Origin of the sequence: Ensifer sp. 1H6 (genome assembly GCF_001976035.1) — a bacterium.
Lineage (GTDB): Bacteria > Pseudomonadota > Alphaproteobacteria > Rhizobiales > Rhizobiaceae > Ensifer > Ensifer canadensis.
The window spans coordinates 48,856-75,848 of record NZ_MOAI01000013.1 but is presented as its reverse complement, the minus strand read 5'-3'; the positions used below and the strand labels follow the sequence as shown (position 1 = coordinate 75,848).

Here is a 26,993-nt window from a genome sequence, read left to right as displayed (position 1 = left end):
ATGCAGAATGACAAGTGGTTTATATTTCGATTGATCGAGCGCGCGGATCAAACCAATGGCGGAGATGTGGCTGCCGCCGACTTCATCTCCCACAAATGGATAGGCCACTACGAGACGGTCAACGTCGCTCAGGATATTCTTCTCCCCGGATCGCCTCTCCCTGGGAGCCACGGTCCTTTCTGCGGTTTCGCTAATCTAACGCGGCTTCTCACGATGATCCATTACAATCCGAACTGCCGGCTCTTGATCGGCGGCTGCTACAATCCGCTCATCGATCCGGAAAATTTTGAAACGTGAGAGCAACGCGGATGTGCGGATCAGGGCAGCGGAGAAACCTTGCTGAGCTCGGTCGTCAGGCGCGGTTGCAACTTGACTTCTGCGGCAAACACAACCGACAAGCGCTGCTGTATCCTTCCCTCACTTGCCCGGCCGGCGCCAACGACCGCGCATTCCGTTCGCATTGGAAATTTCCTCCGATATATCCAAGGACATATACTCCGCCATCGGGGAACGAGTTACAGTCTTTTGTTGAATGGCTGGCGGATAATCCGATGGGTGGTTTGCTGTGCGATGCCTGTTCTGCGTACGGCGGTATTGCCGGGTCGGAATGATTGGGCTGGAGTTGACCATGTTAGGTTGCAGCGTCATCGAAATCATGCCATCGAGCGGGCGGGTTCCTGCCGAATTGATCGAAGCTGGCTATCGGTCAAGCCAATATGGTCTGGTCGTATTTGTCCTGAACAACGTGACGTACCAGGCCGTTAATTTGGTTCTCGATCCGGTCGTCAAGACAATGCCACTGTCGATTCCAGGCGTGCTTTACGTAAAAATTGGCGACGAGCAGCGGGTGCGCGAAGCGGTAACTTCCGCTTCGATCGTATATTTCGCAAGCAATTCTCTCTACAACTTGGCCGCCAGTTATGGCGCAGCGCTCAAGCTGGTCCATTTAGATTTGCCCCCGCAGATGAATGACACAGGGCCTACACCCAAACATATTCCCCCGCCGGAGACCGTTGATTGGCGCCACCACAGCTTTCATCATTCCGCGGCATGACTCAGACCCCAATTCCGCTGTGATGCGAAGACAATAATCAGTCGCTCCTCAATCCCAAATGAGCAAGAAGGCGCTGACAAAAACGGCCCACCAGCCCTTTGACCAGTCAGTCGTTGGCAAGAGCAAAGCCAGCCATTGATCATTCGGTTTAAGTTCATTTTTTAGTATGTTATGCTGACGTAATTAAGCATTTCAGGGTGGAAAGCAGCAAGTCCATTTGCCTGAGATGAAACGACCGCCGGTCTCGTACAGAGTAGATAGCAATCAACAGCTTAATTCTGAGCGCCTTTACGAGCGAGGGTAAGGCGGCCCGGCTCGGTCATCGCTGGAGACGGGCCATGCGTATGAAAGCCTGGCGAAACTTCATACCTAGGGGCAATATTGCCTCGCTTCGACCCCAAGGTTTTAGCAACACCTACGACGCGGACGCAGCGCGCGGTCGAACGACCTGGATCAACACACACCGTGCGCGTGCGGATAAGGTCATCGCTATTGGCCGTATCATGTCAGTGATCGCAAGCCTTTCCATAGCCTGGCTCGATGCGATGCATCAGCCGCGTCCTCCCCAGTTTGTGCTTCCATTTCTGTCGATCTACCTCTCATACGCGATCCTCTGCGCGATCCACGTTTGGAGAAGCAAGATTTCGCGTGTTAGCGGCACCCTGATACGCCATGTGGTGGATGTCGTTACCTTTGTTGTTTTCATGCTACTAACTGGCGGCGCTTCCAGTCCATTCTTCATATTTATGCCCTTCGTTCTCCTGAGTGCAACGCTGCATTGGCGTTGGCGAGGTGCGTTTTGGACCGCACTCGTCTGCATGGCAGTTCCTGTTTGCCTGGTAGCGTTCGGAACCGCTGCTGACGTGACGACGGATGTCTCACACATCCTGTTCGTGACTGTCGCCAGCGTTCTACTGGTCTGGCTCGGGGCTCACCAGGAAGTGGTTCGCGCGGAGATGCTGCGCCTGGTGGAGAAAACTCCTGCGACACCCGAAGGGCCTGAGTGGCCCGCTGGTGCCGCTCTTGAATACGCAGCGCACGTGATGCGCTCGCCCCGCGCGCTCCTGATTTGGAGCGACCCGGACGAGCCATGGACCTATGTAGCAGTTCGCGAGAATGGCGCTTGCAGTGTCACGCAATTGCCGCCGGACGCCTATTGGCCATGGGTTGCCGAACCATTGCAGCGCGCCAGCCTTCTAATCGCCGACGCCAGCCATTCTCAAATCCTCATCCACCGGGGTGAGGGATATTTCGACGAATGGGCTGACGCAGTGTCTCCCGTTTCTCATGCTCTCGCTGGCGATTTTTCGATAGCCTCTGCCGTCTCGGCGCCATTTCGAGTAGGTGATCTTGAGGCACGCATCTTTCTCTTGGATCCACCGACACTTTCGCTTGACGACGTGGCCATTGCAGAGGTCATCGCCGACAGGATCAAAGCATTGTTCGAGCAGGCCATCTTGATGCGCAGGCTTAGCGATGCAGCGGCTGTTGAGGAGCGTATCAAGATTGGTCGCGATCTTCACGACGGAGTGCTTCAAGCTCTGGCCGGAACGGCGTTGCAACTCCAGTCCCTGCGTTCGTTCACTCTCGGGGAGGATCAACAGATCGACGGGCGTGTGACCGCGATCCAAGCCATGCTTGCCGATGAGCAGCGCGAACTTCGCTCTTTCATCCGCGCGCTCGAACCAGGCCAAGGATACCGCAACTTCGCCGAATCTCATTTAGCACTGCAATTCGAGGCACTGGCTCGGCGTTTGCGCAAGCAATGGTCGATTGATATTCGTTTCGCTCTAAACCCTACAGATCTTCGTCTTCCCGCCACGATGGTCTACGAGCTCATACGCATGGCTTCCGAAGCGACTGCCAATGCGGTGCGTCACGGTGGCGCGCGAACACTTGAAATCACCTTGCGGCTTGATGCCGGTACGATCTTGCTGACGGTGGATGATGATGGATCAGGCTTCGGATTTGAACGACGGTTTGATCATGCGGAGCTGAAGAATACCAAGACCGGACCTCGCAGCCTTCGCGAACGCGCCGCAGCGCGTGGTGGAGAGCTTTCGATCGACAGGGTCGCGCAATGGACACGTATATTGATCAGATTGCCGGTGCACCAATGAGCCTGCGCGTTGTCATTGTCGATGATCACCTGATTGTTCTGGACGGATTGCGCCGCATGATCGAGACCGAGGAAAATTCGTGGGTGGTCGCGACATGTCGCACTGCGTTCGACGCAATTGAGGCGATCGATCGGGAACAGGTTGATCTCGTCGTCGTAGATCTGCGAATGCCCGGAATGAGCGGACTCGAGTTCATTCATTACATCCGCACCCTTAGGCCGGACCTGCCAATTGTCGTCCTTACCGCGGATATCAGCGACGACGATCTTGCCATGGCAATGCAATATCGCGTGAATGGCATTGTACTGAAGGAACAGGCACCGGCCATATTTCTTAACTGTCTGCGGACCGTTGCCACCGGCGGCACATATTTTACGGACAGAAACCTGGTCTGTGCGCTGGACAGGCTCCGCGAACGCGACTTCCAATTCAACTCCCTACTGCAAGCATTGACACCGCGTGAAGTTGAGGTTTCGCGTCTTGCTGCCGATGGATTGCGTAGCAGGGCGATAGGGGACGAGCTTGGGATTTCTCCCGGCACAGTCAAACTGCATCTTCACAGCATCTATGGCAAACTTGGTATTTCGACGCGCGTGGAGCTCGCAAACCTAGCGAAACGGCAATGGCTGACGAATGAGACCCGATTTTAGGAGACGTGAAGCGCGAGGTTTGCATGAAGCGACCCTTGAAGCGCAAAGGCGAGAAAGCAGAAACGTTGTGATCAAGCGAAACCTTGGCATCTTAATCTGTGTGCTCATTGCAGTTTATCTTCTAGTGAGCCCCGCATATGCGCTTCTAAATTTCCGGGATTTTGCCTCGGATGTTCCGCATTTCATTCGCTACGTTGGCATCCCCGGGCTGCTCGGGATCGCCTTCCTTGCGATAGGCTTGTTGGCGAAACCGCCTTTTGCAACGGCGGTTGGCGTTTACGCACTGAGCGTACTCGCGGCCCTTTTCGCATTTGAGGCGTATCTCGCCTTCCAATCGATCTCGGTGCGACTGGCTATGCTGGGTCAACTCAACCCTGCGCAGGCTGAAACAGTTGAGCAGGACAAGAACATCGTTCGCGGCTTCGCGCTAGGTAGTCTGAACCGTTTTTTGCAAACACAAAAGCTATCGACAGCACTTTTGTCGGGCTTCCCAAATACCAGCGTCGTCCTGTGCACACCTGACAATCAAATCATAAGGTACACTGCGGACCGCTATGGCTTCAACAATCCGGACGATGTTTACGACAAACCATTGGACCTGATGCTTTTGGGTGATTCCTTCGTCGAAGGATTCTGCCTGCCGCCAGGCCAGGATCTAGCGTCGCGTCTAAGGGCCAGCGGTTTTTCTACGGCAGGCGCGGGAATTCGTGGCAATGGCCCTTTGCTCGAGCTCGCGACGCTGGGCCGCTTTGGGCCACTCTTTCGACCACGCCACGTGGCGATGGTTTTCTTCGAGGGCAACGACTGGGAGAATTTCGAGAACGAGCTCAGCAAACCTTGGCTGCGCGATGCGCTTTCGCCAACCGCCCACTTTGGAACACAGACAACCGCGCAGCCGGCGTCGCTTCAGGCCAGAGTCATATTGAACCGGAACAACAGCAAGCCCATCAACTACATTGATATACTGACAAGAACAGCGATGCTTCGAAACTTCCTGGCCCTGCAGCAAACTTTTACGCGGCTCGGATTGATTTACCCGAAGGCTGTTCGTGAAATGCCGGAATTCAGGGAGGCCTTGCACCGAGCTAAAACAATAACCGCCGCATGGGGCGGCAGATTCGCCCTTGTATATGTGCCGCGGGTCGACCGCTTCGTCGGCCCATTTTCTACAGACCGCGTATACGATCAGCTCCGCACAATCGTGACCGATGCCGCGGCGGCCGAAGGAATCGAGGTCATTGATCTCCGCCAAGCGCTAGAGGGCCAACCCGACCCGGCGCGCATGTATGCCCCGGACAGCCATTTCAGTCGGGAGGGGGCAGCCTTTGCCGCTGATGTCATCAGCCGACGTTTGGAAACCGTCGATAGGTCGTCCACGATGGTAACGAATATGAGGTGACTGCGCGATACTGCGAGAAGCAATGAGCGCGACGTCTATATCCATTGGCATATTGACCGAGACTTTGCGCACCTGTTGAATCCCCGCTAGACGTATGAAATCATAATCGAGCTACGCCCGTTACCGTCTTCTGTTCCGTACTTTCTGGGCAAAAAACAGTGAGCGAATCGCACGAGCAATTATTCGAGGATATTCCGGAAGGGCCATCGAATCGTAATTTCGGTTACACGGTGGGCGGTATTCTCCTTTGTCTTGTTACGGCGAGATGGATAATCACCGGAACAATGACACCGGTCATGTTGGGCTTTGCGAGCGTGGGCGGCCTTCTGGTCTTGCTGGCTCTTATTTACCCGGCCTCTCTCACAATCCCCAATGAGATTTGGAGCAAGCTCGGCCTGCTCCTGTTCAAGGTCGTCAATCCCGTCGTGATGCTCTTCATATATGTGACGACGTTCGTGCCCATCGGGTTGCTCCTGAGACTGCGAGGTCACGATCCTCTCGCACCGAGGTTTGACCGGACGGCAGTCACCTATTGGGTCAACCATCCGTTAGAAGAGGCCGAGCCGTCCACGATGCGAAATCAGTTCTGACGACGCGGTTTTTTACTGTGATCGAACGTCGATGAAGGACCGAAACATGGAAATGGTACGCGAGCTTTTCCACTATATGAGCGTCCGCAAGAAGTTTTGGCTGCTGCCCGTCTTTATCATGGTCGCCGTCTTTGGAGCTCTCTTGGTCCTGACCCAGGGCACCGCGGTTGCTCCCTTTATCTACACACTGTTCTGACGCGGAGAGGGTGAGTGCGAGTTCTTGGAATCTCGGCCTTCTATCATGACAGTGCGGCGGCCCTAGTCGAGGACGGACGTATTGTCGCTGCAGCACAGGAAGAGCGCTTCACCCGCAGGAAGCACGATGCGGCCTTTCCAATGAGGGCGGTTGAGTACTGCCTGGCCGAGGCAGGCTGCGGCATGAGCGAAATCGACCACGTCGTCTTTTATGAAAAGCCATTCTTGAAGTTCGAGCGATTGCTTGAAACTTATCTCACAACGATCCCAAGAGGCTTTCGCTCGTTCAAGACCGCGATGCCGATATGGATCAAGGAAAAATTGTTTCAAAAGAAAATTCTGCGGCAGAAGCTGGGAAAACTGGCTGGCTCGAAAGAGTGGACAGGCTCGCTCCTGTTCACCGAGCACCATATGGCGCATGCAGCCAGCTCTTACTTTCCGTCTCCTTTTTCGAATGCGGCCGTGTTGACAATGGACGGCGTGGGCGAATGGTGCACCACATCAATAGGGCAGGGTACCGACGATCGCCTCACCATTTTCAAGGAGATACACTTCCCCCATTCTCTGGGCCTACTCTATTCCGCTTTCACCTATTACACGGGATTCAAGGTAAACTCGGGCGAATACAAACTTATGGGCTTAGCACCTTACGGGCAGCCGCGTTTTGCCCAAACTATTCTAGATCATCTGATCGATTTGAAAGAGGACGGCTCGTTTCGCCTCGATCAACAGTATTTCGACTACTGCACTGGTCTTACAATGACTTCCCCGGCCTTCCATCGTCTCTTTGGAGGCGAACCACGAAAACCGGAATCCGCCTTAACCCAGCGCGAAATGGACCTGGCTGCGTCCATCCAAGCAGTGACCGAAGAGGTGGTCCTGAGGCTCGCACGCTTTGCACAACTTGAAACGGGCGAAAGAAACCTGTGCCTTGCCGGTGGTGTCGCGCTGAATTGCGTCGCAAACGGTAAGCTCCTTAAGGCAGGCATATTCGAGAATATCTGGATCCAGCCGGCAGCCGGCGACGCCGGAGGTGCTCTTGGCGCGGCTCTTACTGTTTGGCACGGCTTCCTCCGCAATGGTCGGAAGGTCAATGGTCGCGATAGCATGGAGGGCGCATATCTTGGGCCCGCCTACGGCCAAAAAGAGATCGAACAGCGCCTTACTACCGCCGGAGCCGTCTACGGCGTTCTTTCAGACAGCGAGGTTACCGAGAGCACCGTCGATGCTCTCGTTGAAGAGAAGGCTGTGGGGTGGATGCAAGGCCGCATGGAATTCGGGCCGCGAGCGCTCGGGGCGCGATCCATATTGGGCGATCCGCGGTCGCCTACCATGCAGAGAACGCTGAATCTCAAGGTTAAATATCGCGAGAGCTTTCGCCCCTTCGCGCCCTCCGTCAGGCGCGAGGATGTATCGGACTGGTTCGATATCGATGTTGACAGTCCCTACATGTTGCTTGTTGGCGACGTATTGGAAAGTCGAAGACATCAACCGAACACTGATGAGCAGGAATTATTCGGCATCGACCGCCTGAACGTCTCACGATCGGAGATCCCGGCTGTTACTCACGTCGATTATTCGGCCCGAGTGCAGACGGTGCATAGAGAGACCAATCCCCGTTACTGGGAGTTGCTGACTGCCTTTAAGGCGCGTACCGGCTGCCCGGTTCTAGTCAATACGAGCTTCAATGTGCGTGGCGAACCGATCGTCTGTACTCCAGAAGACGCGTTCCACTGCTTCATGGGCACCGAGATAGAACGGCTTGTCGTTGGAAACTGCGTCCTTCGAAAGGAAGATCAGCCCGACCGCCTCAAGCAGGACTACAAGGAGCACTTTGAACTAGACTAACACCTTGCTTCACGTTGCCGCGTTGAAACAGGCATAAGGCCTTCGGATGAAATAGGGCCGCGCGCCCGTCTTCGCTTCTGCGGCACTGGTAGAGAATTCCATGGCTAGGATGCCCAGCGGCGCTTTTTAGGAGAGCCTTGTTCAAGCTGGCCGGAGCGGGTATCTTCCCTATGCCCGATGGTGCCGCCAGAACTGAGCCAGGCTTGTTTCGAGCCTGTTTTCTTTTCGCCTTTTAATTTGACGTCGAAAATTAAGAACGCGCCGATCATCCCCAGCCGCGCAAAACCGACAGTAGCACTGTGCGATTGTGAGGAAGCATGCGACTTGCGCTAGTTGAAGCAGGCCTCGGCGCCGGAGGAACTGAACGGGTCGTCAGCCTTATCGTGAAAGACCGCCACGCGCGCGGCGATGAAGTGCATGTCTTCGCCTTCAGCTCCGATGAGGATGACATTTACTTTTCCTTGCCCAGCGGCGTGATTGTCCACCGATTGCCGGACGCCCGAGAGGGTCCGTTTTCAAAGAGCTCTATCAAAACCGTGAAACGAATTTTGCGGCTGCGCGCAGAACTTCGAAAGCTTCGCCCAGACGTCGTGCTGTCCTTTCTGACGAAGGTCAACATTGTCTCCCTGCTTTCCACGCGCGGACTAGGCATTCCAGTGCTCGTTTCAGAACGCAACAATCCCGATGCTCAACCCAAGCATTTCCTCTGGAACGTGATAGAACCCTTGGTTCTGAGGCGAGCCCACCGCTTGATCATGCAAACAGAGGCCATCTCCAAAACTCTGCCCACATCACTGAGGGCAAAGGCGGTCGTCATCGGCAATCCTTGTGAGCGAAGCCGCGTCCTTGAACCTACCCGTAGAGCTTTACGTGTCGTGGCAGTTGGGCGGCTTGTGGATCAGAAGGGCTTTGATACGCTTATTGAAGCGTTTGCCAAAGTATGTGCGGAGGTTCCCGAATGGTGCCTGACGATTTACGGCGAAGGTCCGGACCGGCATCAATTGCAAGAGAGGATCCGGGCTCGGCATGTGCAGGACAGAATCTCGCTCGCCGGGGTGACGGCAAAGGCCGGCTCCTGGATTGATGACGCGGCCCTATTCGTTCTCAGTTCGCGTTATGAAGGATTTCCCAACGTTTTGATGGAGGCCATGGCGGCGGGGCTGGCGGTTATTTCCACTCGGTGCGACTTTGGTCCGGCGGAGATCATTGAGGACGGGGTGTCAGGTCTTCTCGTTCCCGTCGACGACGTCGACAGTTTAGCGGCCGCGTTGAAGCTCTTGATGCTGGACGACAGCTTGCGCGGAAGCTTTGCCGAAGCCGGCTATCAAACCGTCCTCCGCTTTTCGACCGAAACCATCATGGCAAAATGGGATTCCTGCATCAGGCAGGTGACTGCAGCCAACCGGCGGAGCCAAAGGCGCCCGCTGAGAAGGGGGCGAGATGAACTTCGATCGGGTGAATGACAGCGGAGGAACCGCACCCGCGGACGCAAATTTCGCCGACATACTTATCCATATCGGCTATCACAAGACCGGATCGACCTACCTGCAGGACCATTGCTTCCAGCCCATCAATGGCTACTCCAGCAACATAGGCGGGTCGAGAACGCGCATTGTGAAAGACATCGCATTCCCCGACAATTTCGTCTTCGACCCCTTTATGTGCCGAAGCCTTTACTTACCCTATATAGAGACCGCGCGCGACAATCGCCTGCGCTTCGTCCTTAGCCACGAACGGCTCTCCGGATATCCGCCAAGCGGCGGTTATGATCGCATGCTGATTGCGGACCGGCTCGTGCGTACGTTCCCCGCGGCAAGAATTCTGATCGTGGTGCGAGAGCAGGTATCGCTGATCAGATCAATATATAGCCAGTACATTACCGACGGCGGGGATCTCTCGCTCCACCGGTTTCTTGAGACGCCTGAACCACAATTAGGACGCATGCCTGGGTTCCGTCTCGAAGTCTACGAGTTCGACAGACTGATCCGGCACTACCAGGAGCTCTTTGACCGCGTCCTGGTGCTACCTTTCGAGATGATGGTGCGGGACTTGGAAGGCTTCGTGGAGCAAATCAGCCAGTTCATGGAGATGCCGCCTCCCGCCTCGATCGCAAAGGTCGTCACCAACAGCAGGCGTCCAGTTACGATGCAGGTCGTTCAGCGCTTTGCAAACCGTCTCATGAGCAACAACGAGCTCAGCCGCGGCGGGATAGTTCAAATCCCCCGCTTCGCGCGGCGTTTCGCACGACTGAAGCCGGTCTTCGAACGCCTAACTCCGCAATCATTTGACGAGCGGTTAAACAGGAAAATTGACCGAAACATACGCGCATTCGTTGCCGGCCATTATCGTGATAGCAACTGCCGCGTTATGGAGCTAACCGGCTTGGATCTTGAAAAATTCGGCTATGCGGTCTGAATACCGTTTGCGACCCAACATTGAATGCCGCCCCTAAATACATGAGTTGGACGGGCGGCTCTTCTACTGGCCCTGGCGCATGGCACGATGCTCATCCTGCGTCTGGCTGCGTATCTCGTCCTCGATGCGATAAAGTTCGGCGATGCGTTTCAGTACCTCGCTGGCGATCGCTGCAGAACCGGAAGCCGCCAGCTCGTAAAAGCGCCGGCGGACATAATTCGGGTGCGCAATGCGCACACACGCACCGCATCCAGTGTTCATGGAAAAATTCGTGAAATCCTCGCACGCGGCGAAAGCGAGTTCGAGGGCGGCTGGTGCCTTTCGATGACTTGAGTTAAAACCATTATCGTTCGTCCAGCCTTCTTGTCCCGACGAACCGATGTGGAGCCCTAGCAGGAGATTTCACATGACAGACGCAGCGAAGGCGGTTTCGAGTTCGAATTGTTTGTTGTTTCGCCTGCCTTCCTTTTGGTGGGGCAGCGCAGTCGCTTGCGCTTGCCTGGCGCTGATGTCGGCGCCGGGACTGTCCCTGGCACAGGAACAGCCGGCATTCCCGGGTGCTGAGGGCTACGGAAAGATGGCATCGGGAGGAAGGGGCGGGGCGATCATCCCGGTCACCAACCTCAACGACGCTGGCCCCGGCAGCCTGCGCGCCTGCATCGATCTCAGCGGCCCGCGCAATTGCGTTTTCAAGGTTGGCGGAATCATTAAGCTCAAAAGTTCATTGGTGGTGCGGGACCAGAACGCCAATCTGTCCATTCTCGGCCAGACGGCGCCGGGTGGCGGCATCCTGCTGACCATCGACCAGACAAACAGCGAGGGGCTACACACGCCCTTCGTCGTCAACGGATCGGTCAACGTCATCGTTCGCCATATTCGGATGCGGCCGCAGTTTGCCAATTCGATACCGAATGTCGATGGCGTGACGATCGAAAACAGTCGGCTGGTTTATGTCGATCACGTGTCGACGTCCTGGGCAACGGATGAGAACTTCAACGCCTATGCCACCACGACGGATCTGACCGTTGCCAACTCCCTGTTTGCCGAAGGCCTGAACAAGCACAGCAAATGCGCGCTTCTCGGCTCAGATCCGCGGGGGCCACAAAACATCAGCTTCTGGAAAAATGCTTGTGTTTCCAACAGAGACAGGAACCCGGACAATAACCACTATGGCGGCTCGTGCATCGAGATCGTCAACAATCTCTTCTTTAACGCAGCGTCCGAGTGGGGCGAAATATTCTCGCAATTTCCCGGGGGAACGCCGATCTCCTTTGTCGGTAACTATTTCAAGGCAGGCCCGAGTACCAACGAAGTCACCTACGCGATGAACTGGAACGACACGGCCAGTGTCGACAACCCGAAGCTCTACCAAAGCGGCAATGTTACCTGGAGTTTTGGAAAAAAATCGATCGTCGCGATCGCGCCCGACACGCTCGGCTTCGTCGTCGACAAGCCGCCTTGTCCGTTGGCGATTGCCAATCCCGAGCCGGCCGAGGCGGTCTATGCCTCCGTCACGGCGACCGCGGGCGCCTTCCCGCGTGATGGCGTCGACACACGGGTGATCGCCGAAATCGGGCCCATCGGGCAGAAGGGCGGCGGCAAGATGGTCAGCGCGCCGGGTGCCCTGCCGGAAATTGCCAATGGCGAGCCTTACCTCGATTCCGATGTTGACGGCATGGCCGACGCGATCGAGCCGCAGTTTGGTGCCGCAGCGGTCAGCAACGACGCTTGGGTCGACGGCGACGGCAACGGGTGGTCGAACTTCGACGACTTCATGCAGTGGCTTTCTGAAGAGCGCATCGCCGGGCGCTATCCCACAGACTGAAGATGTTCGGCTAGACGCGCCGACGATAAGCCACATACATCATCGCCAGCCACAAGACTGCCATGACGATATGGGCAACATTGGCGCCCATGGCGCCAATCTGCGGAATGAAGATCAACGCCGTCACGTAAAAGCCCACGACCGAAATCAACACACTGGTGAGGACTCTGTGTTCCTCTCCTATCGCCAGCAGTGCCGAGCGGAAGACGGCGCCGACGAGGGTTAGTGTCACGGCAATCGACTGGACGATCACCAGTGGCGCAGCGCCGACGAATTGCGGTCCGGCTGTCCATTTCAGCAGCGGCTCGATCGAGACGTAGAATGCACCCATCATCGCGACGCCGAATGCCAGAAGCAGCCACTGTGTCTGGGACACGGCGCGACGGAATTCGGCGCTGGCGCCCGAGGCCCATGCGCGAGCGAGTTCGGGATAGAGCACCGTCTGGACCTGGCTGCCTGCCTGTTGTGCCAGGCGACCGACGCGCTTGGCGATGTGAAACAGCCCTGCTGAAGCCGGGTCAGCAAGGTAGCCGACCAGCAGTGTGTCAAGTTCGTTGGCGCTTGCGCGAATGGTCAGCGAGACATTCGCCGAGATCGCGAATTTCCATAGGCCGGGGAATCGGGTCCGAAGCTGTGCCATCGACGCCGACGCCAGCCCGTGAAGCAAGCCTTCGCGCTTGAGGGCAACCAAGGAAAATGCAACGAGCGAGATGGCGCTCAGGATCTGCGCCGCCATCCAGATCAATGCGAATTCGAACAGCCCAGCCCCGGTGATGTAACCGAGAAAACAGAGGATGACGCGCAAGAGGCTCGAAATCACCTGGCCGTAGGCGAGGGAGGTGAACCTGCCGAAAAGCCTGAGGACCGCGGTCGGCATGCCCGAAAGCTGAAAAGGCAAGACGAAGCAGTAAACGAGTACCAGTCCTTTCACCGGCTCCGAGAGGCCGAAGAAGGGTGCGGCGAGAAGAACCAGCAGGATTGCGATCAGGCAACCGGCGATCGCGGCCGCGACATCCAGCAGGAGCCCGAACTTAAGGATGACGCGCAGATCGTCGTTACGCCCGGCCTCTTTGGCCTCGCTCCCAAACTTAATGAGCGGCTGCCAGGACTGAAAGCTGACAAGCCGCTCAACGGCCCTGATGAAGGCGAAGCACAGCGCCAGGATGCCGTAGTCGGTCGGACCGAGTGCGCGCGCGGTCAAGGCAAAACCGGCGAGCCCGATGATCGAGCCCAAGAAATTGCCGGCCATCAGATGAGCGACCGCCTGCAGCCTCTCCTTCAGGCTCTTTTCCCGCCTCGCGATGTCGCCGAACGCCTTCATGGCGCGTCGTAGTTTCTTGCGGATCGTCACGCACGCGTTCCAGAAGAACATGCCGGGAGCGCCGGCGAGAAAAAGGACAGTCTCGGTAACTCTTTAGGGGTAATCCATCAGGGTAATAAAAATCGCAATTACTCTCCCACGCGGGATATGTATTATAATGTGACCGCATCTTTTGATTTTCAACCAAAATCCTTTGACGCTTCGACGAATGGCAGAATATAGTCTCCGGCAATACGATATCCGAGCGTTGTCTTTTCTTTTGAGAGGCGCAATCGCATGACCGGAATCATGAGTTCATTCGACAACCGGAGCCTTGCGAGAAGGATATCCAAATATCTTCTCGCAGCGATCCTGTGTTTTCTGCTTAGTGTGACGGCGGGGGGAGGGCTTTCCGCGGACTATCGGCTGTCCACCGGCGATATCCTCACCTTCGACTTCCTGGACGACGCCGAGCTTCCCGTGACGGTAACGATTTCGAGCGACGGCGATGCCCAATTCCCTTTGATCGGATCCGTCAAGATCGATGGGTTGACGGTGACGGCGGCCTTGGAAAAATTGCGCTCCGAGTACCGTTCCCGGGAAATCCTGATTGATCCTAAGCTTTCGCTCAACATCTCCACGTTTCGTCCGATCTTCATTCTCGGCGAAGTGCGAACCCCCGGTTCTTTCCCCTTCTACAGCGGCCTGACGGTAGAGCAGGCCGTGGGTCTCGCTGGAGGCACCCAGATCGCATCCGTCAATCCATCCGACCGGATCGTGGCGCGTGCAAGGCTTCGCGGTGAGATTGAGGGAGCTGACGCGCAGATCGTCTATGAGGCGATTTACGCTGCCCGCCTGGTTGCGCAGCTGAACAACAGCGCGAAGATCGACCTGAAGGACGTGCCGGAAGTCGCCAAGGAATTCCTCACCGACCTACCTCTCAAAGGGGTTATCGAGGTGGAGGAAAAGATCCTGAGTGCCGATCTCGCCGCCAACAAGTCGCAGACGGCCATTTTGTCGGAAGGAATTACCCAGGGGCAAGGCGCGATCGACATCCTCGATCAGCTGGTGGTTCAACAAAAGGAAGTGGTCGACATCAACGAAAAGGACCTGGCGCGGGTGAGCTCGCTACGCAAGCGTGAACTCAACACCGAAAGCGACCTTTCACGGGCCAAGAACAACGCATCGAATGAAAAGTCCCAGTTGCTGGAGACCTTCGCGACGCTTGCCCGTTCACGGCGGGAGCTGAGCGAAATGAAGCTGCAGTTCGCCAAGCTCGGGGCGGATCGCGAGAAGGAAATTCTCATGCAGCTGCAGGAGCGCGACGTGGAGATCAAGAAACTGATCGCGAGCAGGCAAGCTGCCCAGGAGCAAATTCTGCTGATGGCAGCGGCGAGCGCCGATGAAGCGAACAAATCCAAGATCAGTTACACCTACGAGATCCGCCGCAACCCCGTCGGCGGCAAGCCGGCGAGCATTGAGGCTTCCCCTTTAACGGAAATGCTGCCCGGCGACGTCTTGGTGGTGGCAATAACGGGCATGTAAGCAAGCACGGTCAAGGCGGCGCTGCCGACCGAACAGACACCTGACGGAGAGCGGATTGAGACGGAATGGCCGACATGCACTCGATATGGGCCCTATAGCTGTACCAGCTGAAAATGGCCGGATAGACAGCGTTCTCATCGCCGGCGTGTTGCTTGTCCTCTGCCTGCCGTTGATGCTGTTGGCGGCCGCGATTGTGTTCGCCACACTCGGTTGGCCACTCATCTTTCGACAATTGCGTGCCGGTCTCGGAGCCAAGCCATTTTCCATCGTCAAGTTTCGTACCATGCGCGAAGGTCGCGATGCGAACGGACACCTATTGCCCGACCATCTGCGCGCGACGAGGCTGACATGGTTTCTGCGACGCACGCGCCTCGACGAATTGCCGCAGTTCCTCTCCGTTGCGCGGGGTGAGATGGCCTTCGTCGGACCGCGCCCGCTGGGTCCCACAACCATCGCGGAATTCGGTGAGCTCGGCCGGGTCCGTTGCCGGGTACTGCCCGGCATCACCGGATGGGCGCAGGTCAACGGCAATACGCTCCTGTCGAACGAGGAGAAACTGGCGCTCGACATCTGGTATGTCGACCATGCTGATCGATGGCTCGACACGCGCATCCTCGTCATGACCGTACTCACCCTGCTCGCCGGCGAGAAGCGGAACGACAGGCATCTGACAGAGGCACGGCGTCATATCGCCGAACGATACGGCGCCGCTGCGCCTTTCGCACCACTAGGAGAAAGCCATCGATGAGCAAGCGCGCCAAGGCAAAGAAGGGTCCCGCGTTGCCTGTTCCGCTCTCGTTTGGCCGAACCCTGGTGATCGCCCCGCACCCGGATGACGAGGTGTTGGGGGCGGGCGGAACGATCGCGCGACTGACCGCGGAAGGCGAGCGGGTGTTCGTGGCGATCGTAACCGAGGGGCGGCCTCCCGCCTTCACTTCGGAAAGCATCGCTCTAGTCAGAACGGAGGCCAATCAGGCCCACGCATTGCTAGGCGTGGAGGAAACATTCTGGCTCGGTTTCGAAGCGGCTGGTCTCGACCTGGCCGGGCATTCCGCCGTCAACAGCGCGCTCTCGGATCTCGTTCGTCTCCTATCTCCCGAGACAGTTCTTTTGCCATTTCCCGGCGACATTCATAAGGATCATCAACTGGCGTTCCTTTCGGCGCTGGTGGCAAGTCGACCGCACCAGGAAAGCTTCCCTCATCGCATACTGGCCTACGAAACACTGTCCGAGACTAACTGGAACGCGCCCTATCTGACTCCAGGCTTCACGCCGAACGTCTTCGTCGACATCTCCAGCTATTTCGAAAGAAAACTCGAAGCGGTGCAGTGTTTTGCGTCCCAAATCCGCTCGCCGCCACACGAGCGATCGACGAGAACGCTGTCGGCGCTGGCGCAATTGCGCGGTGCGACGGTGATGAGCGACGCGGCCGAAGCGTTCGTCCTTGTTCGTTGGATGCTGCCACAGACGCGCTCATGACAAGGTGGATTTCGGGGGAGACAGATGCATCGATGGCCCATCTACGATGAACAGCAGATCGCAGACGTCTGCAACGTGCTGCGAACCGGCGAGGTCAACGCCTGGACCGGACCTCACGTTCGCGCCTTCGAAGCGGCCTATGAACATTATCTGGACATGCGACATGCGATCGCGCTTGCAAACGGAACGGTCGCGCTTGACCTGGCACTTCATGCACTCGACCTGCAGCCCGGCGACGAGGTCGTCGTTACGCCCAGGAGCTTCATAGCTTCCGCATCCTGCGTGGTCATGGCCGGGGGTAGGGCGGTGTTCGCCGATGTCGACGAGGAGAGCCAGAACATCACGGTAGAGACGATCGGCCGCTGCCTGTCGAAAAAGACCAGAGGCATCATAGCGGTTCATCTCGCCGGCTGGCCCTGCGACATGCCGGCAATCATGGCGCTGGCGGCCGAAAACGATCTCTGGGTCGTCGAGGACTGCGCCCAGGCGCACGGAGCCTCCATAGCAGGCCACCCCGTCGGAACGTTCGGCGAGATCGCCGCATTTTCGTTTTGCCAGGACAAGATCATTACGACGGGCGGCGAAGGTGGCCTGATCGCCTTAAACGACGAGGCCATGTGGAAACGCGCCTGGAGCCGCAAGGACCACGGCAAGAGCTACGATGCCGTGTTCAAGACGGAGCATCCCCCGGGGTTCCGCTGGCTGCATGAGACGATCGGCACCAACTGGCGCATGACGTCGATACAGGCAGTGCTCGGGACGGCGCAGCTTGCCACGCTTGCCGACACTCACGATATCCGTGCTGTGAACGCAGCGATCCTTCACGACGCCATCAAGGACCTGTCGGCGCTTCGCACCCCCATGCCGCCGCCGGAGTTCGTCCATGCGTGGTATCGCTTCTACAGTTTCGTGAAGCCAGAAATGCTGCGCGACGGATGGAACCGGGATCGGCTTGTGACGGAGATCAATGGCCGCGGCGTGCCGTGTTTTAGTGGCAGTTGCTCGGAAATCTATCGGGAACAGGCATTCATCAACCTAGGCATGGTGCCGGCGCACCGACTGTCGGTCGCCAGGTCTCTCGGAGAAACAAGCTTGGCCTTTCTGGTGGACCCCAGTTTCGACGCGCAGGCAATGAGGACGATCGCCGACGTTGTCAGGAACGTCGTCGCGGGCGCTACGAAGTGACCGCGTGGTCAGCTGGAGCGCAAGTCGGGGCCTGTATGGACCAGCAGCTCCTTCGCACTTGCCGAGAGCTGCGATCGGCAAGTGCGAGGATACGGTGTAGCTGTTGCTCGGGACAGAATGAACCGAAACCAGGTTCTGCCGGATTTTCGGCGAGGAAACGAGTAACGCGTCCGCCAACGCAGCATGAGAGGTCAGCCGGACACGCTTCGTATGCGCCCGTGACACGCTGCAAAATACTGCTCATCGGCATCCCCTGACGGCGCGATGAAGCCGTCGCGGCAGCGGTTAAAACATAATATACTGAAACAGCGATCAGGAATGTACCAACCATCATCTATTTGACCGAGGACGTGTGGAACGCGACGGGGAACATCAACGAATGGCAACGAGCCCGTATTGTGGCGCGCACGACCATCCAGACAGGAAAACGACCAGAACCACGATCGTCGTGCCGGCACTCGGCGCCGGCGGTACCGAGCATGTCGTTAGCCTGGTGGCAAATCACTGGTCACGGCAAGGGCATGAGGTAACCATCATTACTTTCGAGGCCCCGACTTCGGAGGCATATTATCCGATCGATCCGCATATCGATATCTGGCGGCTCGGCGGGGCCGGGCGGCCTCGATCGAACCTTCATTCCGGTCTGATGGCGTTTCGCAGGATGCGAAAGCTTACAGCCGCGCTTCGAGCGTCCCGCCCGACCTTCATCCTCAGTTTCCTCACGCGAACAAACGTTCTCACACTGCTCGCGGGCTGGCGGCTTGGTGTGCCGATCATCGTTTCCGAGCGCAACAATCCCGAACTGCAGCCCGTTGGACGCGGCTGGAAGCGATTGCAGCGATGGCTCTACCCGCGCGCCTTCGGCTTGGTCACGATGACGCGCGGGGCGCTCGAAACCTTTCCACCCATCATGCGCAAGCGTGGCTGGGTCGTTCCTAATGCATCCGATCTGCCGCCGGGTTGGAACAGGAGACGACAGGATAACACGTTGACTGCCGTCGGACGCCTGACCCACCAAAAAGGCTTCGACCTGCTGCTCGAGGCATTCGCCAAAATCGCGCCGGATTTGCCGGAATGGCATTTGCGCATTTGGGGGGAAGGGGAGGAGCGGGCAAACCTTGAGGCGCAAAGGAACCGGCTTGGTCTTGCCGACCGGGTGAGCATGCCTGGCGTCACGAAGCGGCCAGGAGAATGGGTGGAGACGGCCGACGTGTTCGTGCTCTCGTCTCGCTATGAGGGATGGGGGATCGTGCTGCTGGAGGCGATGGCCGCCGGAATTCCCACCGTGTCGTTTCGGTGCCAATGGGGGCCCGAGGAAATGATCCGCGATGGCGAAGATGGAATCCTGGTCGCACGGGAAGATATCGACGCCCTGGCGACGGCCCTTGGAAGGATCCTGCGGGATCCGCTGCTGCGATACCACCTTGGACGCAGCGCGGAACAAAGCGCGCGCCGGTTCACCCAGGAACGGGTTCTGGCGGAGTGGGACGCGGTGGCCGCCGCGGCACGTGTGGTGGTCTAACGCCGCCAAATTCGATCAAAAGTTCAGCCGCAGCAGGATCTCTCCAAAGGAATAGCCGCCCGAAGGCGGCAATGAACTGACTAGCGACAAAACGCTGCAAGCACGGCCGCTTCAAGCCTATTTGGTTCGGCAACGGCCAGTCTTTGCGGCTTCCTTGTCGCCATCGTCATAGGCGATGCCGATCTTTTGTAAGGATGAACTCATAAATGCACCTCATCCAGAAATTGCCACGTCGCGAGCTCGGGCTATACGGCTATCAAGCTCCTCGAGCCGGCGAACAAAACCGAGATTGGCCGGCTGAAGTGCCACGGCCTCGGCAAGCATTTCCCGCGCGGTAGCGAGTTTACTGTCGCGGATGTGACGGTTGGCCCGATGATAAAGGAAATTAACGCGCTCCACGGGCGAGAAACCCTCGCCAAAGCGAGCCTGCAACCGGTCGGCGCAAGCGGGATGGCGAGCGATTGCCGAGACCGCGATTTGGTAGGGCCTCATGGGTGCGGCGACACGAACCACGCGGGCAAGTTCCCGTAGGCCCGTGACGTTGTCCGCTCGGCAAGCGTCGATGAGCGAAAGAGCCCGCGCTGTTCCAATGAAGGCACGGACGGTGCCATGTCCGGTCATATGGACCGGAACGAGCCGCGTCTCTGCTTGGAGCGCCGCGATCTGCTCCGCGTGCCGGCGATCGACCGAATGGAACGGATCGAAAAAGACATAGCCGCGGCCGGCCGCTTGGTCGGGGGCGATCCCCATATTGGTGTGGAGCTTGGGCGAGAAATGTCGCGTGAACCGGCGATCGAACGGTACTGCATTCGGGTCAATCGAGGCTTGCGGGCAGAAGGCGATGGCGACGGTCGCATCGAAGCGCCGACGATAACGCAGCGCCGCATAGCCGCCCTGTGAATGACCGTAGAGGACACGCTCCGGCGCGGCACGCAAAATGGGTTGCGCCGCGTCGACCGCCTTAACGATGCTCGCTGCCGGAAACCAATTAGGCCGCCGGCTGATGAAGCCGAGCGCGGCAATGTCGGCTTTTTCGCAAAACCGTTGCGCCCAGAACCGACTGCCGTTGGCCTGCATGTCCATCTCATTAAAGGTGACAAGAAGATAAGGCGATGATCCCGCGCGGTGAAGTACTTCAATATTCTCGTCGGAATAGATGAGCATGCAGTCAATCCCTAAGTTGGACGCAGTATACTTCTAATTTTGAAACACTTTTTCTTGTCGGGCGCGCCATAGAATATTTGAACTCTTTGAAAACTCAATCCACGGGGCTTCATGCGCTCGATAAATCGGACCGATCAAAAAAGAGGCACCAAAACAGCGGTACACCGGAGTTACGCGGCTGCCGTGGACATATGCAAGGCAACAGGAACCCCAAACCGCCGTCTCAGACGTAAGCTTCGAGATGACAAATGAGAAGGAAGCGGCGGCGCGCCTCAGAGTGAAGCCGTGATACCGCCGTCGACATAGAGCACGTGTCCGTTGACAAAGGAGGAGGCGTCCGAAGACAAGAAGATGCAGGCGCCGACGAGTTCTTCGACCTTACCCCAGCGGCCGGCGGGCGTGCGCTTTTCCAGCCAGGCGGAAAAGGTCGGATCAGCGACGAGTGCGGCGTTCAGCGGCGTGTCGAAATAGCCCGGTGCGATCGCGTTGCATTGCAGACCGTACTTCGCCCAGTCGGTCGCCATGCCTTTGGTCAGGTTACCGACCGCGCCCTTGGTGGCCGTATAGGGTGCAATGCCAGGGCGAGCGAGCGCTGTCTGCACGCTGGCGATGTTGATGATCTTGCCGGAACCGCGCTTTATCATGTGGCGGGCAACCGCCTGACCGACGTTGAAGACGGTCGAAACATTGGTCTTCAAGAGCCGCTCGAAGGCATCAGCCGGAAAATCTTCCAGCGGCGTGCGGTGCTGCATTCCGGCATTGTTGACGAGGATGTCGATTGCGCCGACTTCCGCCTCGAAGGTGTCAATGGCCACCCGCACCGCATCATGATCCGTGGCGTCGAAGGCAAGTGTATGCCTTGCCCCGAGGCTTTTGGCGGCCGCCTTCAGCTTTTCCTCGTCGCGCCCATTGAGGATGACCTCGGCGCCTGCCTCGGCCAGGCCCCGCGCAAGCGCAAAGCCGATGCCCTGCGAGGAGCCCGTGACGAGGGCGCGTTTGCCTGACAGGTCGAAGAGTTGGATGCTCATGTTTCCTCCCGAAGCGGTCTGTCGCTTCGCATATCAGCTAAACTCGATCTGCGCTTTCATCGATTGCCCCTTGTCGGAGGCAATCTCGAAGGCCTTGAGTGCATCCGACAGCGCCAGTGTGTGGGTGATCAACGACTTGACGTCAATCAGGCCACCCTGCATCAGCTTCACGGCAACGGCGAATTCCTCGGAACCGGAAGGAGCCCCACAGGTCCAGTTCCTTCGCCGTGATCGTCATCATCGGAATGCTATGTCTGCGTCGGTTTCGACACCCAGCGGTGTGGAGCCTCCATCCACCACGCCGAGCACGCCGCGGCCCAGCTCAGTTTGCGCGACGATCACCTGCGGTGAGACCAATGAGGCTGAGCTTCTGCGTCGAGGTCATTCCGGCTTCGATCTCGGTTCGGATGGAGCTCGAAGCAGGCCAGTATCGAGTCACGCTGGTGCGGGCTGTTCACGCTTGTGAATGGCATTCGTTGACTACGTCCATATGCTCTCCGGCGTAAGGATGTCGAACGGGACGATGCGCTGTTCGATGGAGGGCGTGTCCCGGCGCTCGATCAATCGCAGCATGACATCGATGAGTTCCCCCGGCATCTTGTCGAGGGGATGGCACAACGACGCTGTGATCAGGCCTTCGCTCAACCCTTTGCGTGTTTCGGGTCCCACGTCGCTGCAGACGATGCGAATCTTGCCCTGCCGCTCTGGCGGGAGCTCGCGCATGGCGCGCAACACGCCCGAAATACCGCCGCCGTTGACGAAAATGCCCTTGATCTCAGGTTCCTGCGCAATCAAACCCCGTACGATCTCATAGGCGTTTTCAGGCACCTCGTGTGTAAGAAGCGTGTCGCTGACCTGAAAAGCCGGAGCGTTCTCTCGCATATATGACCGAAAACTGGCATCAGCGATGTCCTGGCACTGGTAGCGGTTGCTACCAACCAGAGGAAACACCTTTCCGGGCTCATCGGCCGTCTGGCTGATAAACCAGGCAGCTGTCCTTCCTCTTTTCCAATTGTCGGTGCCGACAAAGCCAGCGCGGCTCGCGGCCGACAAATCGGTAACATATGCAACCACGGGAACACCCTTGCCACGCAACTCGTCAATTGCCTGGCTTACCAGGGGGTGATCCGCTGTTATGATTGCGACGGCATCTGCAGTCTGACCAATCTGCAGCAGGTTCGCAGAGACCGCTTCCGGAGATAAATCGTCTTCAAATATGACCTCCGGTTCGATGACGGCGTCGATCCTTCTCTGGGCTGCCGCTTTAAGCCCCTCGGCCCATAACTGATAAAGCGGTCTGTGCGACTGCTGCATGAGAAAACTGAACCGGCGATGAGGCAGGTTATCTTGTTTGCGCTGTCGCAACGCGCCTAAGCCGTAAAATCCAATCTTGTCCGCGGCCTGGAGGATTCGGTCGACCGTATCATCCCGCACGGTCCCTGTTCCGTGCAGAAGCCTATTGACCGTTGAAAGGCTGACACCGGCGGTATTCGCCAGATCAGATATTGTCGGTCTGTTCATCTGCGTCCTCGCATGTGTCATCCGTGAATGGAATGTTTTGGAACATTATATACTTCGACATGTCAATGCAATTTCATTTTGGCATCTCGCGGGCTATAGATCAAACGCATTCAGTCCTTCGGGACGACGGGAAACGGGAGGAGAAGTTATGAAGGGAATTAAGCGATTTTGCGCAGGGTTGCTCGCAACCGCGGTCGTTGCATTCACTGTGCCATCGGCTATGGCAGCCAATATTGCCGTGGTTGGCGGCAAGAACGACGACGCATTCTGGAATCTCATCAAGAAGGGCGTTGATGATGCGCGGCTGGTCGTCGAGGCCAACGGCGGCAAGGTAAACTACCTGCGTCTTCAGACTTACGACAACTTCGCTCCTGACGTCGTGCAGCTCATTCAGACGGCAATCAGCCAGAAGGCCGATGGTCTGGTCATTCCGAACTGGGTTCCCGAGGGCGAGGATCCGGCAATCAAGGAAGCGGTCGCGGCCGGCATCAAGGTCATCTTGATGAATGCCGGTGGGATCGACAAGGCCAAGGAACTCGGTGCCATCAACTATGTCGGCTCCGATGAATATCTCGCGGGCGTCGCTGGCGGCGAATACTTCTTCAAGAATGGCAAAAAGAACGTGCTCTGCGTGAACACGGTACCGGGAGCCGCCAATCTCGAGGCGCGCTGCAAGGGCGTCATCGACGGTATTACCAAAGCAGGCGGTGTCGGCAAGCAACTGCCATTGCCGGCAACGAGCTTCGGCGACGCCACCGCTGTGGCCGAAGCCATCAAGGCGACGCTCCTTCAAGACGCCACGATCGACAGCGTCATCACGATCTCGGCTGGCGACGCCGACTCGGCCGCGATCGGTATTCAACAAGCCGGAAAGACCGAAACCGCGCTTCTCGGAACCTTCGATCTTAACCAGTCGGGCCTCGATCGCATCAAGGGCGGTACGCAAGGTTTCGCAATCGACCAACAGCCCTACCTCCAGTCGCTCCTAGCCGTAACGCTCTTGGCTTCTGCAATAGACTTCGGAACTGATCTTCCGACGTCCCCAGTGCTCACCGGTCCGAGCATCGTCGATAAGTCCAACATCGACGCAACGTTGACCGGCGTCTCGAAAGGCGCGCGCTGACCGCGAATTAATGTTTCACGTCGATCCCTGACGCGTTGTCGGCGGATCGGCGGGTGCATTCGCTAGCGCTGGATCAGCTCGTTCAGCCTGCCGCCAACTCTGGGAGTGAATTACGTGAAAAACTTGTTCTTGGGCGATCTTATACGACGCCCCGAATCCGGCGCCGTTCTCGGCCTGGTTTTCGTGCTCATCTTCTTCGTAGTCTTCGGAAGCATCGAGTTCCTGAAGCCTGCCGGTGCTGCAAGCTGGCTCAATGTTGCGGCTAACCTTGGTATCATTGCATTCCCTGTCGGGTTGCTGATGATTTCCGGCGAACTTGATATTTCCATCGGTGCGATGATCCCTGCGGGCGCGCTCACGGTGGCGATTATCTCCGGTCACTACGACATGCCAATCTGGCTGGGCATTGTGGGGGCGTTGAGCCTCGGCTTGGTGATTGGCCTGATCAACGGCTTTCTCGTCATTCGGACTGCTGTGCCATCGCTCATCGTGACATTAGGCACACTGTTTGCCGTACAGGGCTTGATTTTGGGCTTTTCCGTGCTGCTGACGGGGACAACAAGCGTGGCGCTCGGTCCAGCTGAGTCCGGCGCAATCGCAAAATCGATCTTCGGCTCCTTTGTCGGCGGCAGCTTCCAGCAGACGATTTTCTGGTGGATCGCGCTGACGGCACTTTACATCTTCTACGTCCACTTTTCGCCTTTCGGGAACTGGGTTTTCGCCATGGGCGGCGACCGCGTCAGCGCACGGAACGCAGGTATTCCGACGGACAAGCTTACAGTGACACTTTTTGTGCTTTCATCGGTAAGTGCAGCCTTCATCGGAATGTGTCAGGCCATCCTCTTCAATGTTGCGCAGGTATCTGCGGGCATGACCTTTATCTTCAATTCCATCATTGCGGTTGTGGTTGGCGGAGTTCTGCTAACGGGTGGCTTTGGTTCGATCGTCGGGATTTTCCTCGGCACGGTCACATTCGCGATCGTCAACCAGGGAATCTATTTCACGACTTTTGATCGTAATTGGTCGAGCTTGATTATCGGCGTCATGCTGCTGCTGGCCGTGTTGATGAATAACACGTTCCGCATCATGGCACTGACCTATTCACCGAAGAAGAAGAAGGGAGGCCAACAGTGAGCATTCCAATTCTTGAACTCAGGAACGCCAACAAGTCTTTTGGTCCAATCGACGTCCTCCATGACATCTCGCTTAAGGTCCATGCAGGTGAGGTACTATGCCTCCTTGGCGACAACGGTGCTGGCAAATCCACCCTCATCAAGACGCTGGCAGGTGTTTATAAGCCCAATACCGGCGAGGTTCTGATGGATGGAAAGCCGGTCGACTTCCAAGGGCCGCGCGACGCCCAACAGATGGGCATCTCGACTGTCCACCAGTTCGGCGGAACCTTTCCCCTGATGAGCATAGGTCGCTCTTTTTTCATCGGAGCAGAGCCTACAAAGGGCTTCTGGCCCTTCAAAATATACGATCGTAAAAGGGCCAACGCAGTTGCGGTCAAGGCTGTACAGGAATTCGGCATAACGCGCATCGATGACGGCGATCGGCTGATCGGCGGATTGTCTGGCGGGGAGCGTCAGTCGCTGGCCATCGCCCGCGCAGTCCACTTCGGCGCGCGCGTCTTGATCCTGGACGAACCGACGGCAGCCCTCGGCGTCAAGCAGGCTTCCCACGTCCTGCGTATCGTCCTGGAAGCGAAAAAGCGCGGCATTGCCGTGATTTTCATCACACACCAGGTGACGCATGCCATGGCCGTCGGTGACCACTTCGCTGTCCTCATCCGTGGAGCGGTCGCGGCGAACTTCCAAAAGGGAGAGAAGACGCGCGAAGAGATCACCGACCTCATGGCAGGTGGCGAGGCGCTAGCGAACCTGGGTGCCGAAGTCGAAAACTATATGGCGGCACATGAGGGTCATCCTCCACCGGTGACGGCCAACTGATCAAACAGGGAGGAAGACCCATGAAAATTGCACTTGACCCTTTCATGCATCGACATCTGTCGCTGGAGGACTTGCCGGCGAAAGTTCGTGAGCTTGGATACGAGTGGATAGAGCTATCTCCACGAGCAGATTTCCTTGAATGGTTCAAGGCGCCGCGCGTGTTTCCTGAACGGATAAAGTCCTTCAAGAAGGCATTGAAGGATGCTGATGTCGGGATTGCGTCTATCCTGCCGATGTATCGCTGGGCTTCCAACGATGAGAACGAGCGGCAGGCCGCCGTCAAACACTGGAAGCGTGCTATCGAGATCGCGGTGGAGATGGAAGTCGACACCATGAATTCCGAATTCGGTCGCGGACCGCATCCCGACAAGGGGTCATGCTACTGCTGCCACACCGGCTCGATGATCGAAGCCTGCGAGGACGCATGGTGGCGTTCCATGGAAGAACTGGTGCCGATCTTCGAACGCGAAGGCATCCAGCTCAATGTCGAGCCGCATCCGGAAGACTGGTGCGAGACGCTTCAGCCGGCGCTTGATATCATCCGCACGGTCAACTCGAAGAACGTCAAGTTCCTCTACTGCGCACCGCACACCTTCTATTTCGGTGACGATACCAAGGCGATGCTGAGGGAAGCGAAGGATGTGCTTGCGCATGTGCATGTCGGCGACACCTTCAATCACAAGGCAAGCTCGGGCCTTCGCTACATCCTCAATCCGCCCGGCACCCAGGCGCGGGTGCACCAGCATCTCAACATCGGCCAGGGCGAGGTGCCTTGGGACGATTTCTTCGGCACGCTCGCGGAAATCGGCTTCGACGGCATCATGACCTCCTGTGTGTTCGCGTGGGAAGACAAGGCGGATGAATCCGGACGGTTCATGTGCAACGAGATGCAGAACTACGTTGAGAAATATCGGAAGCCGTAGTCGGAGCTGAAAAGTCTGCACCCTCACTTCTTCGAAAGCGGGTGCTCAGCCAAGCAGCAAACGCGCGAAAGCGCGCACAATTTGACGAGAGATTTGCAGCAGTGCCGGCTCCCAACCGCCGGACGGCGAAGCTGTGCCATGAAAACCGGCATCGG

At 57.5% G+C, this 26,993-nt stretch carries 25 protein-coding genes and 3 pseudogenes; 20 read left to right on the top strand and 8 right to left on the bottom strand.

The window, feature by feature from the left end:
* The 8 genes from BKP54_RS35170 (at position 1) to BKP54_RS16875 (ending at position 7,856) form a co-directional block, all read left to right on the top strand.
* Positions 1 to 297: a hypothetical protein gene (locus BKP54_RS35170; protein WP_128090437.1), complete on the top strand. Its 297-nt coding sequence runs from the start codon at positions 1 to 3 to the stop codon at positions 295 to 297.
* 331 nt (positions 298 to 628) lie between these two features.
* On the top strand, positions 629 to 1,054 hold the full coding sequence (locus BKP54_RS16900; RefSeq protein WP_128090436.1) for a hypothetical protein: 426 nt from the start codon (positions 629 to 631) through the stop codon (positions 1,052 to 1,054).
* A gap of 338 nt (positions 1,055 to 1,392) precedes the next feature.
* Positions 1,393 to 3,174: a sensor histidine kinase gene (locus BKP54_RS16895; RefSeq protein WP_348626743.1), complete on the top strand. Its 1,782-nt coding sequence runs from the start codon at positions 1,393 to 1,395 to the stop codon at positions 3,172 to 3,174.
* Positions 3,135 to 3,824 carry a response regulator transcription factor gene (locus tag BKP54_RS16890; protein WP_245317847.1) on the top strand — a complete coding sequence of 230 codons (690 nt, stop codon included), beginning with the start codon at positions 3,135 to 3,137 and terminating at the stop codon, positions 3,822 to 3,824. Before BKP54_RS16895 ends, BKP54_RS16890 begins: the two co-directional genes overlap by 40 nt.
* A gap of 67 nt (positions 3,825 to 3,891) precedes the next feature.
* Positions 3,892 to 5,223: a GDSL-type esterase/lipase family protein gene (locus tag BKP54_RS16885; RefSeq protein WP_084814594.1), complete on the top strand. Its 1,332-nt coding sequence runs from the start codon at positions 3,892 to 3,894 to the stop codon at positions 5,221 to 5,223.
* A 158-nt stretch (positions 5,224 to 5,381) separates the two neighbouring features.
* On the top strand, positions 5,382 to 5,813 hold the full coding sequence (locus tag BKP54_RS16880) for a hypothetical protein (protein ID WP_084814593.1): 432 nt from the start codon (positions 5,382 to 5,384) through the stop codon (positions 5,811 to 5,813).
* A gap of 46 nt (positions 5,814 to 5,859) precedes the next feature.
* Positions 5,860 to 6,009: a DUF5989 family protein gene (locus BKP54_RS35165; RefSeq protein ID WP_107027808.1), complete on the top strand. Its 150-nt coding sequence runs from the start codon at positions 5,860 to 5,862 to the stop codon at positions 6,007 to 6,009.
* A gap of 14 nt (positions 6,010 to 6,023) precedes the next feature.
* Positions 6,024 to 7,856, top strand: coding sequence for a carbamoyltransferase (locus BKP54_RS16875; RefSeq protein ID WP_084814592.1), 1,833 nt, complete (start codon positions 6,024 to 6,026; stop codon positions 7,854 to 7,856).
* A gap of 104 nt (positions 7,857 to 7,960) precedes the next feature.
* Here the strand turns inward: BKP54_RS16875 and BKP54_RS35855 are convergent, their stop codons facing one another.
* Positions 7,961 to 8,125, bottom strand: a complete 165-nt coding sequence (locus BKP54_RS35855) for a hypothetical protein (protein ID WP_158071701.1) — start codon at positions 8,123 to 8,125, stop codon at positions 7,961 to 7,963.
* A 48-nt stretch (positions 8,126 to 8,173) separates the two neighbouring features.
* Between BKP54_RS35855 and BKP54_RS16870 the strand changes: the two genes are divergently transcribed.
* Together BKP54_RS16870 and BKP54_RS16865 are read left to right on the top strand one after the other, a co-directional pair.
* Positions 8,174 to 9,319, top strand: coding sequence for a glycosyltransferase family 4 protein (locus tag BKP54_RS16870; protein WP_084814591.1), 1,146 nt, complete (start codon positions 8,174 to 8,176; stop codon positions 9,317 to 9,319).
* The gene (locus tag BKP54_RS16865) at positions 9,297 to 10,271 is read left to right on the top strand and encodes a sulfotransferase (RefSeq protein ID WP_084814590.1); all 975 of its coding nucleotides are present in this window, start codon (positions 9,297 to 9,299) and stop codon (positions 10,269 to 10,271) included. Before BKP54_RS16870 ends, BKP54_RS16865 begins: the two co-directional genes overlap by 23 nt.
* 69 nt (positions 10,272 to 10,340) lie before the next feature.
* On the opposite strand, the pseudogene BKP54_RS35160 reads toward BKP54_RS16865, so the two are convergent.
* Positions 10,341 to 10,487: pseudogene (locus BKP54_RS35160) on the bottom strand (transposase); the annotation flags it as partial.
* A gap of 190 nt (positions 10,488 to 10,677) precedes the next feature.
* On the opposite strand from BKP54_RS35160, the gene BKP54_RS16860 reads away from it, so the two are divergent.
* Positions 10,678 to 12,096, top strand: coding sequence for a hypothetical protein (locus tag BKP54_RS16860; RefSeq protein WP_025431338.1), 1,419 nt, complete (start codon positions 10,678 to 10,680; stop codon positions 12,094 to 12,096).
* Between the two features lie 10 nt (positions 12,097 to 12,106).
* Here the strand turns inward: BKP54_RS16860 and BKP54_RS16855 are convergent, their stop codons facing one another.
* Positions 12,107 to 13,417, bottom strand: a complete 1,311-nt coding sequence (locus BKP54_RS16855; RefSeq protein WP_084814670.1) for an oligosaccharide flippase family protein — start codon at positions 13,415 to 13,417, stop codon at positions 12,107 to 12,109.
* A 276-nt stretch (positions 13,418 to 13,693) separates the two neighbouring features.
* Here BKP54_RS16855 and BKP54_RS16850 point away from each other — a divergent pair, with 276 nt between their 5' ends.
* The 5 genes from BKP54_RS16850 to BKP54_RS16830 all read left to right on the top strand — a co-directional run bounded on the left by BKP54_RS16850 (position 13,694) and on the right by BKP54_RS16830 (position 19,127).
* Complete coding sequence (locus BKP54_RS16850; protein WP_128090435.1) at positions 13,694 to 14,941, top strand: polysaccharide biosynthesis/export family protein; 1,248 nt, start codon at positions 13,694 to 13,696, stop codon at positions 14,939 to 14,941.
* A gap of 55 nt (positions 14,942 to 14,996) precedes the next feature.
* On the top strand, positions 14,997 to 15,689 hold the full coding sequence (locus tag BKP54_RS16845; protein WP_245317846.1) for a sugar transferase: 693 nt from the start codon (positions 14,997 to 14,999) through the stop codon (positions 15,687 to 15,689).
* Positions 15,686 to 16,420 (top strand): PIG-L deacetylase family protein, encoded by a 735-nt coding sequence (locus BKP54_RS16840; RefSeq protein ID WP_025431342.1) that lies wholly within the window; start codon positions 15,686 to 15,688, stop codon positions 16,418 to 16,420. The genes BKP54_RS16845 and BKP54_RS16840 overlap by 4 nt, the downstream gene beginning before the upstream one ends.
* A gap of 24 nt (positions 16,421 to 16,444) precedes the next feature.
* Positions 16,445 to 17,605 (top strand): DegT/DnrJ/EryC1/StrS aminotransferase family protein, encoded by a 1,161-nt coding sequence (locus BKP54_RS16835; protein WP_084814588.1) that lies wholly within the window; start codon positions 16,445 to 16,447, stop codon positions 17,603 to 17,605.
* Positions 17,606 to 17,984: 379 nt separating this feature from the next.
* Entirely contained in the window at positions 17,985 to 19,127 is a 1,143-nt protein-coding gene (locus BKP54_RS16830; RefSeq protein WP_084814587.1) for a glycosyltransferase family 4 protein, read from the top strand.
* 213 nt (positions 19,128 to 19,340) lie between these two features.
* Here BKP54_RS16830 and BKP54_RS16825 read toward each other — a convergent pair whose 3' ends face one another.
* The 5 genes and pseudogenes from BKP54_RS16825 to BKP54_RS16810 all read right to left on the bottom strand — a co-directional run bounded on the left by BKP54_RS16825 (position 19,341) and on the right by BKP54_RS16810 (position 22,840).
* A complete protein-coding gene (locus tag BKP54_RS16825) occupies positions 19,341 to 20,291 on the bottom strand; it encodes an alpha/beta hydrolase (RefSeq protein ID WP_025431344.1) in 951 nt (316 codons plus the stop codon).
* Between the two features lie 272 nt (positions 20,292 to 20,563).
* A complete protein-coding gene (locus BKP54_RS16820) occupies positions 20,564 to 21,319 on the bottom strand; it encodes an SDR family oxidoreductase (RefSeq protein ID WP_025431345.1) in 756 nt (251 codons plus the stop codon).
* Between the two features lie 33 nt (positions 21,320 to 21,352).
* A pseudogene (locus tag BKP54_RS16815) lies at positions 21,353 to 21,569 on the bottom strand (L-idonate 5-dehydrogenase); the annotation flags it as partial.
* Positions 21,557 to 21,664, bottom strand: a pseudogene (locus BKP54_RS35155) (adenosine-specific kinase); the annotation flags it as partial. The pseudogenes BKP54_RS16815 and BKP54_RS35155, both read right to left, overlap by 13 nt.
* A 135-nt stretch (positions 21,665 to 21,799) precedes the next feature.
* The gene (locus tag BKP54_RS16810; protein ID WP_025431346.1) at positions 21,800 to 22,840 is read right to left on the bottom strand and encodes a LacI family DNA-binding transcriptional regulator; all 1,041 of its coding nucleotides are present in this window, start codon (positions 22,838 to 22,840) and stop codon (positions 21,800 to 21,802) included.
* 148 nt (positions 22,841 to 22,988) lie between these two features.
* Here BKP54_RS16810 and BKP54_RS16805 point away from each other — a divergent pair, with 148 nt between their 5' ends.
* The 4 genes from BKP54_RS16805 to BKP54_RS16790 all read left to right on the top strand — a co-directional run bounded on the left by BKP54_RS16805 (position 22,989) and on the right by BKP54_RS16790 (position 26,838).
* Complete coding sequence (locus BKP54_RS16805) at positions 22,989 to 23,963, top strand: substrate-binding domain-containing protein (protein ID WP_025431347.1); 975 nt, start codon at positions 22,989 to 22,991, stop codon at positions 23,961 to 23,963.
* Positions 23,964 to 24,077: 114 nt separating this feature from the next.
* A complete protein-coding gene (locus tag BKP54_RS16800; RefSeq protein WP_198956842.1) occupies positions 24,078 to 25,097 on the top strand; it encodes an ABC transporter permease in 1,020 nt (339 codons plus the stop codon).
* Positions 25,094 to 25,915 carry an ATP-binding cassette domain-containing protein gene (locus BKP54_RS16795; protein ID WP_025431349.1) on the top strand — a complete coding sequence of 274 codons (822 nt, stop codon included), beginning with the start codon at positions 25,094 to 25,096 and terminating at the stop codon, positions 25,913 to 25,915. The genes BKP54_RS16800 and BKP54_RS16795 overlap by 4 nt, the downstream gene beginning before the upstream one ends.
* A 20-nt stretch (positions 25,916 to 25,935) precedes the next feature.
* Positions 25,936 to 26,838, top strand: a complete 903-nt coding sequence (locus BKP54_RS16790) for a sugar phosphate isomerase/epimerase (RefSeq protein WP_025431350.1) — start codon at positions 25,936 to 25,938, stop codon at positions 26,836 to 26,838.
* The last annotated feature ends 155 nt before the right edge of the window (positions 26,839 to 26,993 follow it).